Source organism: Nocardia rhamnosiphila NBRC 108938 (assembly GCF_000720425.1).
In the GTDB taxonomy this organism is placed as follows: Bacteria; Actinomycetota; Actinomycetes; order Mycobacteriales; family Mycobacteriaceae; genus Nocardia; species Nocardia rhamnosiphila.
In genome coordinates this window covers 120,412-133,185 of the sequence record NZ_JOAJ01000007.1, presented here as the reverse complement: position 1 = coordinate 133,185, position 12,774 = coordinate 120,412, and the positions used below count along the sequence as shown (strand labels likewise).

Annotated in this window: 1 protein-coding gene (only partly in view); it reads left to right on the top strand. The window is 68.0% G+C overall.

Annotated elements, in window-relative coordinates; all coding sequences use genetic code 11:
- Positions 1 to 12,774, top strand: partial view of a LuxR C-terminal-related transcriptional regulator gene (locus IG75_RS36515; RefSeq protein WP_036515011.1) — the final stretch only. The gene continues 24,984 nt to the left of window position 1, outside the view; the window shows 12,774 of its 37,758 coding nt (coding positions 24,985-37,758); its start codon lies off the left edge, out of view; its stop codon occupies positions 12,772 to 12,774.

Genomic DNA, 12,774 nt, shown 5'->3' with positions numbered 1-12,774 from the left:
CCACTGGCCGACCTCGGCAAGCGGCTGACGCCACGCCAGATCGTCGTGCTCGCGCATTTGTCGCGCGGCCGCGCCAGAGGCGAGATCGCGAGGATGTTCGGCCTCTCGCCCCGTACGGTCGATGAGCATGTCAACCGTGCGCTGGTCGAGATCGGGTCGCCCACTCTGGTCGCGGCCATACCGCGAATCGTGGGCGCGCTCGATACGTTCGACAGTGAAGCTCTCGACGGGCTCGCCGCATCGATATCCGACGCGACCGCCGGACGCGGCGGCGATGCGTCGCTCGCACAGCGCTTGTCCCCGACGGAGGCAGCGGTCCTGCGACAGGTGCGGCAGGGGCGAACCCATACCGAGATCGCCTCTGATTCCGGCATGTCCGCGCGGGAGGTACGGCGAGTACTGGCCGATGCGCGGCGCAAGGCCGGGGATTCCGACCGAGGCCGCCTGGCTGCACTGCATGCCGAGGAGCGTGCCCACAAGAGCAAGAACGCCGCCGCGCCAACGCGAGCCGGGAAGACCTCGGCACCGGCACCGCGGCAGGGCGGCAACACTTCCCGGCCGGCAGCGGACCGGCCGCGGACGACGAATCGGGGACAAACACCTGATCCGGCGGCACAGTCGCCCTGGAGCCGAGCGAAGACCGGCACGCCTGGCGACGCACGCACCGCATCATTGCCCGACCAGTCCGCAGGGCTTCCGCGCTCCGACAGCATCGGTTCGAGGCCACGGTCCGAGGAGCCGGATTCTGGATCGAACGGTCGCCGGTCCGACTTCTCGTTATCCGCCGCGTTGCCACTCGATCGGATCGGTCCTATCCTTCCCGCGCTCGGATTCGACGAGGGTGCCCCACACCAGCCGGAGCGGACGGTGCCGTTGGCCGGGGCGCAGTTCGCCGCCGATATCGCCCGGCGGCAGTTGCGTGAAGAGCGCGCCGAGCCGGCCACCACCGAGCAGTCGGCGGGCACGCCCGACAGGTTGCGAAATCTCGACGCGACCGATCAGCTCTACGCGCGGTTGGCCGATGCGCGCCGGGAGCACACCGCGGCGCTGCTGCGGTATGGGTACTGGGACATCCAGACCGTGGACCTGAGCGGATGGCGCGATCACGACATCGCGGAAAATGATTTGTCCTGGCGGTCCTACCGGCAGGCCGACCCCGGTGAACGCGCGCAGCAGCGGGAAGCCGCACGGCAGTACCGGGAAGCGCGCGATCGGTTGAGCGAGGTGGACCGCGATCTGGCGCGGCTGGTGGAGGCAGTGGGGATCGACCCGCGGCAGGCCGATCTCGGACGGCACGCGAGCCTGGTCGGGGCGCTGCAAACGTTCGCCGACCTGGTCGGCGCGGACTGGGTTCGCCGCCCCGACCACGCCGATTTCGGCGCCGCACCCGACGATCTGGCCGACAGCGTGCGCGCCCGAATTCTGCGTTACCCGGGGCAGACGTACCTGGCCTGGGAGCTGCGTCGACTGGGTTCGGGCGCGGTGGCGCTGGTGTCGGATACGTCCCGCGGGGACGCGCAGCAGTATGTGCTGTCGAACATCGATGGCACGATCATGGAGATCGAACGCAGTACTGGAGTGCTGCGGGAATTCACTCCGAAGGACAATTTCCGTGCGAGGGTGGAGGGTATCTTCTTCGGGCCGGACAAACGACCGGTGCACCCTGTCGGCGGGGCCTGGGACCGCATTCCCCTGTTCGACCCGGACACGGCGCGACAGCGCGGCGCGGAAGTCACCCGGCTGCACACAACGACCGCCGCGCAGCAGCAGGACGGATTGTCCGAGCTCGCCGCCCGTCGGTCGGCGGTGATGCTGAAGCAATATGTCACCACCGCCGAATACCGGAGATTGGCGACAAAGCTCGGTTTGGACCCGGATACGCTGACCCGGCAGCAACTGGACCGGATGGCGCAGACACCGTCCCTGCCTGCGGAGAAGCCGAGTAGTTTCTATCTCCCGGCGCCGGCCCCGCTCGCCGAGCGGTTGCCGGAGTTGGTGCGGATCGCCGCCGAACTCGACCGGCTGGCCGGGCAGGTGCGGGAGCTGGACGAACAGATCACCGCCGGGCTCGCGGGACGGCCGCAGTCCGAGCCCCGCCCGGCCGACCGAGCCCGGCTCCACGGTCCGGCGGTAGTAACGCTGGCCATGGCGCTGACCCACAATCCGGATATCCGTCCGCTCGGCGTGGTCAGCGGCGACCACGGCGCCCCGGATTTCGCGGTCGCCGCCGCGCTCGGTTCCGAGCCGCGCACCTTCACCGGCGGCATCGAGCAGATATGCCGGGTGGTGCAGGCATTGGGTGATGGCGCGGCCGTCGTGCTGTCCGGCGCCGCAGGTGAGATCGGCGCGCTGGCCAATATCGGCGATCGAGTCGTGGCCGTCGGCCGCGACGGCGTTGTGCTGAAGGAGATGCAGCTCGATATACCCGGCGATATGACGGAGATGGCGGGTTTCGTCTTCACCGGGGCCGAAACCGCCGTACATCCGATGGCCGCGGACACACGCGGCCAGCTGACGGAGCTGGCCGCCCAGTACGCCACGGCATCGAGAGCGGGGGATCCGGAGACAGCGGAGCGGGTCCGTCGAGCGGCCGACGTGTTGCGTTACGGCCCCGACCGGAGTGAGCCCGTGCAGTATGGCACCGGCTACCGCCGGGCCGACCGGTCGCCGTTCGGGAATCTCGACATCACCGTGCTACAGGAGCCGCTGGGACGGCTGTGGGAGCAGTTGCGCACCGTCGAGGTCGACGGGCGCCGTCGAATGTCTTTCGACACCGACGGTATGTCCTGGTCGCAGATCGACGCCCTGAGCGAACAGCTGCGGGCACTCGGTCCGGCCTTGGCACGTATCGGCTGGAGCGGCTGGGGCCGGGCCGTACTCGCCGAGCTCGATCGAGACGCGGGCAAGGCAGTGGTGGTACCCGCCGACCTCGAAATCGCGCGACAGAGCGTGCAGTGGACCGAGCAGGGCTGGGTGGAAGTCGCCGACCGGCCGGTCGCCGCCGAGGAGGAGGCCGAGGCGTCCGATATCACCGACCGGATCGGCAGGCTGGAACGTGAGCGCGACGAGCTGATGAAACGACACGATCTGACACCCGGGAGAGCGCGGACCGAGCCGGGGAGTGCACCCTCCTCCCCAGAGGTGTTCGAGGCGTTCACGCGTCGACAGGAATACATCGACGGACAACTCGACCGGCTGGCTGTCCGAGCAGGGACCGACCTCACACGTCTGGACCAGGTGACGTTGCCCGAGAAGGAGGAACAAGAACGGCTCGAGCTCCGGCGCCATCAGGTCGAACTGGCGCGGTTGGCGCAGATTCTGCGGCAACTACGGGTGCTCCGACACGAACCGGATCCGGTAGAGCCGCCGCGGGCGGCGCGGGGCGACAAGGACCCGGCCGTCGTGGACTTCGGGCTGGTACGGGAACGGATCCGGCTGCTGTTCGAGCAGGTCGCCGAAGCAAGTGACCACGCCCGCGTGCCGCCGGGTTCGGCGACGCTGCAGGAGGCGCGCCGGGCAGTGGACGAGGAGTGGCGCGCCCTGGCCGCGGCGTGGGACGTGGATCCGACGCAGTTGGTGGACTTGGCGCCGACCATCCTCGCCGACCCGGCCCGGCTCTACGCCGACGATCCCATACGGCCACTGGTCGAACGGCTGGGACCGGCTGAACGACAGCGCGCGGCGGCCATCCGGAAGCGAGCCGAAGCAATCATCCGCCTCGACGCGGTGGTCACCGAACTCGACGAGGCACAGCGGGTACTCGACAACGAAGCGACCCGCCGCCACCACGAGGATCGGTATCGCAAGTCCGAAGGGGGCACCTGGCTCACCGACCATGCCAAGCTGGTGCCGGCGGCCGAGCCCGGTAGGAAGCCCACGCTGCTCATCGTTGCCACGCACGGCCGGCACGAGCGGGCTCGGCGTGAGCTGGTTGCCGAGCATGCGGAGTTCGCCGGCGCGTTGGCGCGCTCGTCGCCCTACCACGTGGCCTATATGACGGTCAGCCCGCGTGCGGACGGAGAAGTCGACTCCCAGATCGAGAGCAAGGAGTACCGCCCGAGCAACGCCGAGATCGGAGCTCGGCTGATGATGGCGTACGCCGAGGCCCTGCTCGCGGGCCGGCCGGCCGGCCCGATCGGTTTCGACACCTGGATGGAGTCGCTCGGCGGGTTCAGTTCCTCGACCACCATTGAGGAGTTGGAAGCGCGGATCGACATCACCGAGGACGTCGATGACATCAGCGCGCGTGCGGCCGTGATCCGGATGCTCACCGAGGAGCATCATCCGCGCGCATGGTGGCGGGATACACGCCCGGACCTACCGGACGCCACCGTGTCGCACGAGATCGTGGTCGGCGGCGTGGCGATCCAAGTCCAGATGCGGGAGAACCATGACGCGAGCCGGTGGAACCGGTTCGAACTCGCTTATACCTATCGTGCCGCGGATACGGGCAAGGCCGTGGCGTGGATGTTCGCGGGAGGTATGCGGGCCCGCTCGAAGGAGTCGCTTGCCAGAAAGGTCGCCCGGGCGCTCCGGAATGGCCGGATCGACCCCGCGTCCACCCGTGAGGAACCGGAGACACCGTCCCGCGGGCCTGTGAACGGCGGCTGGAATTCTCGTCGACCGCCTGCGTCCGATCCGGCCTCGGATCGCGGCGGGCGAGGCGACAGCCTGATCGGATCTCGACCCGGCCAAGGCCCTTCCGCACCGGCCGGACCCACACCGTGGAGCGGGGCTGCAAAGCGCACATCGGAGGGCCGAGATTCACGCGGACCCCTCCTGCACGGAGGCAGTGTCGAACCGGCCGTGGTCGATACCGACCGCCCGTTCGCCGAATGGAAGAGCGCCCGACACGAGCAGCGGGAGCTTTTCCGCGGACTCGGTATAGTCCATGCCGACGGCGGCGGAGCGGGTCCGAAGCGACCGGTGCAGCCAGCTGAGCCGGGAGGAACGCGCCGCCAAGCCGACACCGACAACCCTCGCCTGCCGAGCACACAGGGCATCGAGCGCGAAGACGGCGTCAGGGCCGAGGCGACTCGCCCGCGGACCACAGTCGACAGATCAGACCCCCTCCGTGCCGAAATCTTCCGACGGGCACAGAAGGCGGTCGCAAGACTGGTCGAGCGAGGAGTCCTCGCGCTCGATCCGGCCGAACAGCACCGGATGGTGCGAGCTATTACCGACGAGGCGCTCGCCACGGCCACCCAGGCCAGGGCGGGCGCTGAGCCCACCCAGATCGGTCAACGGCTCGCCAACATCACCGGACAAACAATCCAAGACCATATCCAGACCGAACAACTCCGTCAACGACTTCTCGGCGCGCTGCCCCAACACCTCCGAATCGGGCCCTACGGGCGCGCACTGCAACGACTGCCGCGAGCCGAACTGCAAGAACGTATCCGCGATCTGGCAACCGAGCACCCCTACCAGTACCGCAGCCTCGTCGATCCCGATAATCCGATGTCGGCTCTGCACATACACCACGCCGCGACTACTCTCGCGCAGATACCGCGAGCGGAAATCGACAGGGCGGCCTCGCGCGGCGACGTCCGCCTCACTCCTGAAGAACTCGTCGGACTACTCACCGGAACAGAGAAGGCGAATTCTTCTATGAGTTCGTTGATTTCGGTTGGCCGACGGAGTACTGCCCCAGGTATCGTGCTCGGCGCTGCGCTCCACCGGGCGCTGCTCGCCGGTAAGCTGGAAGAAGGCCGATGGCTGCCCTCCACCCGCAAACTTGCCGATTATCTCGGAATTTCGAGAAGTTCCGTTGCGGGGGCATACCGGAGACTGGTCGAGGCCGGCTATCTGATTCCGGTTTCGGGTCAGGGTGCTGCTGTTGTGAGCGGCGAACAGTGGCCGCCCGATTGGGCTCCGCCGAACCGTCTCGGGCTTTCTCCCGCAGACTTCATCACCAAACTTACCGGGTCGTCTGCGCCGCACTCCCTTATGGGTCAGGCGGATGATGATCTGCATCTTGCGCTTGTCGCTGCGCTCCACCGGGCGCTGCTCGCCGATAAGTTCGAGGAGGGGGAGAGGTTGCCCACCGCCCGGCAACTTGCCGGATTTCTCCACGTGTCGACAAATGTGGTCGCGCCGGCGCTTCGTGAGTTGATCGATGCCGGTTATCTGATCGCCGGAGTCGACCGGCGTGTTGTGGTGGCGAGGGAGACGCAGTGGCCGCAGGGTTGGGTTCCTTCGGCCGGACGCGCGCTCTCTCCCGAGGGTCTCGTCATCAGACTCACCGGGGCCCTCGAGCCGGATGCGCTCTTGAGGCAGGAGGCGTCGGACGGTCGGCGTGTCGACCCCGGTATCGCGCTTGTCACCGCGCTGCACGAGGCTCTGCTCGCCCGAAATCTCGAAAGTGGCGAACGGCTTCCACTGGCTCGCGAACTCGGCGGGTACCTGCGCCTTTCGACGGACGTCGTTGCATGGGCGCTTGCGGAACTGGTGGATGCCGGTTATCTGATTCGCGGAGTCGACCGCAGCATTGCTGTGGCGAGCGAAGAGGAGTGGCCCCAGGATTGGGTGGCGCCGACCGGACGCGGGCTCATTCCCCAAGAGTTTGTTATGAAGCTCTCCGGAATCTCGGCGCCGGACCTTCTCGTGCACCAGGCCGGCCGGAGTGATTGGCTCACCGCCCTCACCACCGCGCTGCACGACGCGCTTCATGCCGGTGAGTTCGAGGAAGGCCAACGGCTGCCGTCGGCCTGGGAGCTCGCCGACTATCTCGGCACATCGAAAGCCATTGTCGAACAGGCGCTCCGGGCGCTCGGTGACGCCGGATATTTGGTGATCGAAGCAGATCGACGCACCGCTATCGCAAGTTTGGAACAGCGGCCGCGAGATAGTGTTCCGCCGACCAGGCCCAGACTCACCCCTGGACAGTTGGTCACCAGGCTCACCAGATCGTCTGTACCGGGTTCGGGCGTGGGCGCGGTAGCGCCGGATGGTCGGCGTCCTGTAGCCGGTATCACACTCGCCACAGTTCTGCACACGGCGCTTCTTGCCGGTGAGTTCGTCGAAGGTGAGCGGTTGCCGGCACCACAGGAACTCGCCGGTTATCTCGGTCTGCCCAGATATGCCGTGGCGCGCGCGTACCGGAAACTGGTCGGGGCCGGCTATCTGATCGCCGGTCGCCACCCCACCGTGGCACGCGAGGGGCAGTGGCAGCACGACCGGTTCCAGCCGGCGGCGGCCGGTCTGGCGCCCACAGAGTTTGTCCGCAAGCTCACCGGGAGCCCGGATCGTGGTGTGATCGACGATTTGGCGGCCGCTCACAACTGGCATGTCGCGCTCGGGTTCTTGATCAGTCGCGCGATCCACGCCGGCGAGCTGACAACGGGCCAGAAGCTCACGCCTGCCCCGGAACTGGGCGAGTACCTCGGCGTATCGAAAGACACGGTCGCAAGGGTCTACCAGGACCTGGAGCATCAGCAGTACTTGGTCAAGACCGCGCGTGGTGCCGTCGTGGCGGATGAGCATCTGCGACCGGCCGACCTGGAGATCCCCGCGATTGCGGCACCTACTGCCGCCGAGTTCGTCGAGAAGCTCACCGGGAGCCCGGATCGTGGTGTGATCTACGATTTGGCGGCCGCTCACAACTGGCATGTCGCGCTCGGGTTCCTGATCAGTCGCGCGATCCACGCCGGCGAGTTGACGGCGGGTCAGAAACTCACGCCGCAAGGGAAACTGGGCGAATACCTCGGCATATCGCGCGAAACAGTCGCAAGGGTCTACCGCGACCTGGAGCATCAGCAGTACTTGGTCAAGACCGCGCGTGGTGCCGTCGTGGCGGATGAGAACCAGCGTCCCGCCCGCCCGGCCATATCAATCACCGGCCCGGCCGTGACGGCGGCGAACAGAATATTCCGCAGCCGCAAGGTTCGGGTAGACCGCCGGGATGGCGCAATAGGCTCCCGGCCGGATCGGTTTTCGCCCTCCGACCCCCAGCGGCCGGTGGACCGCAGTCTCGCGGCTACCCAGTTCGTCGGCGGGGAGGACCCGGCAGCAGCGGCGGGCGTCGAGCCGCATCGGGAGGCTCGGTTCCGGATTTCGCTCGTCGATGACGTTTTCGACGAGCGGGAACGGGCGGCATTGTCGGCGGTGACCGACCGGGAATTCCATGCCGCAGTGAGTCTGCTGGACGCGATCCCGCGGGCCGTGCTGGCCAGGCTGTACGGTGTCGGGGCTCGATCGATCAAGGAGCTCGCTGCCGAGCTCGGCTTGACTGCGTTGGAAGTGCGTCGGATCCAGCGGTCCGGGGTCCGGGCCATGGCGATCGTCCTCGGGGCGTCGCTCCCTCCGATTCCGGACGGCGTCGACAGTCATCTGAGGCAGCGGTGGGCCGATGCGGCGCTGCCGGACGACTCGCCTGCTTTCGAACTCGGCCCGGGACGGATGTCCGGGCCCGAGGCGCTCACCCGCAATGTCGCCGAACAGGTCCAGCAGAAGATCGCCGACAACGGCGGCCGGCTCACCACGGAGCTCGGCGACTGGCTGCGCGAGAACATCTATGTCCACGAAGAAGTGGACCTGCGCCAGGTGCTGGAAAACCTGGTCGGCTCGAGTCCCAGTGTGAGTGCGTTCTTGAAAGCCCACGGTTTGATCCCGCTGAATCCGACCACCGGGGCTCCCAGCGCGACGACGTCGCCGGAAACCGAAATCTCGGCTCCTGAGTCCACCGGCACGGCAGAGCAGCCTCCTACCGCCGGCCCCGACGACCCGGATGCCGGCCCCGACACCGACGGAGGTGGGACTCGGCGTCCGGAGACCGGACCGCGCCCCCGCGGACCTGTCGCCGGCGACGGTGCGGCCCGCGTCCCCGAACGCGATGAGCAGCCGCGCCGGACAGCGGCGCCCAGTCGGCCGGTCGATGAGAACGAGGCCCTGGACCGTCCGCGCCGGCCGCGGCACTCCCTTCCCGACTCCACGTATGTCCCCCGGAATCTTCCGGATCAGATCCTGGCCCGCCATCACCGCGACGATGGTGCGGAGTACGCACCGACTTCCCCCGACGGGCTGACGACCTACGGGCCCCCGGTATCGGAGAGTACGTCTTCCGGGCCCGATGCTGCGGAATCCGTATCAGATGAATCGAGTATCGAGCGGAGTCGGCAGCGCGATCCAGGTGGCTCGGAGTGGCCCCGCAGCGACGGGCGGCTGCAACTCGACGCCGAGGTATCGTCACGACTGCGCGCGGTGACGCGCGCCCAGCGGGACGCGGATCTCCGGCGCTTCGAACTGGCCCGGCAATACCAGGACGCGCTCCGGCAGCTCGGACGCGATGTACGCACTCCGGTGAGCGTGCATATCGCCGAGTTGGGTGCCCCGGCGGGTACCGCCGACGCACAGCGGCGCGCGCACGTCGAGGTCGTGCACCGTTTCCATCGACTACAGCAGGCCTATGCGCCGATGGATGCCGCCAGCGCCGACCTCACCCGGGCATTGGCGGACCGAGCGCACTGGGCGACTGTTTCGGAACGTGGGCTGCGCGCCCTCGACATCTATGCCATCGGTCCTGCCGGCCTGCGCGAGCAGCTCGAGGCCCGGGTCCGGCACTGGAGTACCGATCGGCGCGAAGCTTATGGGGATAGGCTGGCCGATCTCACCGCTGATCTCACCGCGTTCGCCGAGGCCGACGAGCGGGTGCGTCGGGCCGGTACGGCGCTGGCCGCGGAATTGACCGCGCTTTCGATCCCCTCGGTACCCGGAACCGGCTCCGATGTGGTGATCGCGACTGTGGTGCGCACAGTGGCGGATCTGTACGGGCCCGATGCGGTAACGCTACTGACCGATATCGCCGAAACCGAACCGGATGCGCGGATGCAGGACCTGCTGGGTGGCCGGGTAGTGCGGATGACGAGTCACACGCACCTGGTGAGCCGGTTGACGCTCCTGGGCCCGGGCTCCTCGATCGTCGTGGTAGAGCACGGCAATGTTTTCGCCGCCCGGTATGTGCTGACCAACCGCTCGGGCACTATCGTGCAGGTGGCCCGGGACGCGGGAAGAGCCGAGGAGTTCATCCCGGCCGCGACGGGCGGGAAAACGATAGTCGGCGTCGAGATACGGGCAGACGGTAGGCCACAGCACCCCGCCGGCCCTGAGTGGTACGCACCGCCGCAGACCACACGTCCGCCCGGGCGTGAATCCAGCCATGCCCGGGACCTCCATGCCGCAGTCGTCCAGGGTGGCAATGTGTGGCGGCGGGCACAGGCCGAGGCCCAAGTGCTCGGCGTGGATTCGGCGCGTTTGGCGCCCGAGCTTCGTGCCCGCCTCATCGAGGAACTGGAGGAGCTCGCCGCCGGGCCGGAACCGCGGGCGGCGCGGGCCCGTGATCTCGCGGCAACCCTGGCAGTGCACCAGCAGATAAGTGATGAGATCACCGAGCTGCGGAAGCTGGAACGTCAGCGATGGCAGGCGGCATTGACCCACCATGTGCTACAGGCCAGGACGTGGGCGGCCGAAAAGGCGGTAGGCCCGGGTGTGAATGCCCCCGCGGAACTGGCTCGGCTGCGCAGCGCGCTGGTGCGCGCCCGGGCGGAGCTCGAGGCGGCGGACGCCGCCCTGGAGACAGCATTGAAAGCCAGGCGACCGGTGGACGGGCCGAAGCTGTCGAGCGGTACGTATTGCGGTCCTTTCTCACTCATGGCGTTGGCAACGCTGACCGGTAATCCGGATATCGAGTTGATCGACCGCGAATCCGCCAACGGCATCACCGGTCTGGACTTGTCGGTGGCACTCGGCGTGGACCTGGAACCCGTGGAACTCGACGCGTTGCGACAAGCAATTCCCGTCGACGGATTCGCCTTGGTGAATGCGAATAATTCGGACGGCGAGGGCCATATATACGCGGTGGTCTCCCTGGGTGGCGAGCTGGTGGTGATCGACGACAACGGAATCGGAATCTATGACTTCCCACTGATACACCGGGGCGGGGGACACCACATATCGCTCCAGATCGGGGTCTGCGACGCGGCGGGCCGGCTGATGGGACCGCTGTCCGGCCGCACCCGTGGCCGGCTCCGTGAACTGGCCGGGCAGCTGAACGACCTGATGAAACAGAATCGCGAGCAGTTCGGCGCACGCGCTGTTGACGGGGACGTCAAGCAAAAGCGGGGAAGGCTTGTCAGAGAAGTGAGGTCGGTGCTGGCGGAGGAGCGGACCACGCGTGCTGCCGCCGAGTCGGTCCAGCAGACCGGCGCCGACCCGATCATCTCTTCGGTGCGGGCACAAGTGGAGCGGTTGCTCGCCGCAGCCGACGACGGGCCCGGACCACACGACGAGACACCTGCACCCGAGAAGATACAACGTCGTTCGGCCGGTCCGCGTTTTACCACTCTCGCTGAATACTTCAACGCCGCTACCGCTGTCGATATCGAGACTCGTGGCCACGCGCTTTCTATAGCCGAGCCTCTGCTGTACGCCGACGACAACGCGACGATCGAGTGGGAGACGCACGACGGCGTGGACACCCTGGTCGTCTCGGCCGGAACCGGTCGCGAACTGCTCGAGGTATCGCTGCGTAGCGAATCCGGGGAATTCCACATGCGGCTGCTCGTCGCCGAGAACGATCGACTGTGCACGGAGTTGGCGTTCCGGATGAGCAGGATCATCTCCCGCTGGCTCGACTTCGAAAGCTGCGATCACGCGATGGCCCATCTGGATCGACGCAGACGTGCGCTGATGGAAGACGGGTACGGCAGCGGCGCGATAGAAGTCGTCGTAACCGGCCCAGCGGGTCGGCGGCAGCTGGAATTCGTCGTGCACGTGGAGCACGGCGCGAGCGAACAATTGTTCTATGACGAGGCGACCGGTTCGATGCCCCGAGGCCACGACACGGCAGCCGGGGGCGCCCGAAGTGGCGCCGAGCTGCCCGGCCGGGGCCGGGCAGTGTCCGTTACTACGGTCCGGTCCGCTTTGCTGAACAGTGCCGTGGATGATCCGGCACCGGTGCACGATCTCGCTGCCGCGCAGATCGTGCGGGACGCCCGGGCCGGCGACCTCGCGGCGGGACGGTCGTTGAGCATGCAGTTCGAGGCTCGCGCCGCCGCCGCGGATATACCGCCTGTGACGGTCGCGAAGTGGTTGGCCGGCGGGCCCGTGCCCGCCGAGTCGGCGGCCCGGTTGCAGGTGGCGGCCCGCGATATCGGGTACGACCTACCGCGGTTGCCGCTGTGGCGGGCTGTGGCCGTCGATGCCGGGGTCCCGGTGCGGACCGTGTTGTGTGTGCTCAAGGGCATCAGGGTGCCCGAGCAGAGCGCGCGTGCTGTGCAGGAGGCGGCGCAGCGACACGGGTTGGCGCTGCCGTGGACTCCTGTGGTCGCCGGGGACGCCGAGGTCGATCCGTACCCGATTGCGACGCTGCAGGAGGTCGCCGTCGCCGCTGGAGTGTCGCCCGAGACGGTGCGAGAGGTGGTGTCCCGGCATGCGCCGGCACATGACCTGTCGCACCGTCGCGCGCGGGCCGCCGCGCTGCAGCTGAGCTACGGCGGCCCGCTCGCCGGGCTGGGTGCGGTGCGCACTCGGCCGGCGGAGGTCGCCGCGCGGGCCGGGGTGAGCCTCGAGATTGTCGCCGCGGTACTCGACGGGCTGTTGTCGGTCGAGAACGGCGACGGCGCGCGCGTGTTCGACGCCATGCAGCAGCTGATCGAAGACGATGACGACAGCGACGGCGGCGGCGCGGCGCGACCGGAGGACAAGCCGCTGGCAGGCGGACCTATGGGCGGTGCCGGGGCAGCGCCGGATCAGGGCTCTCCGCGGCGCGGCCAGTGA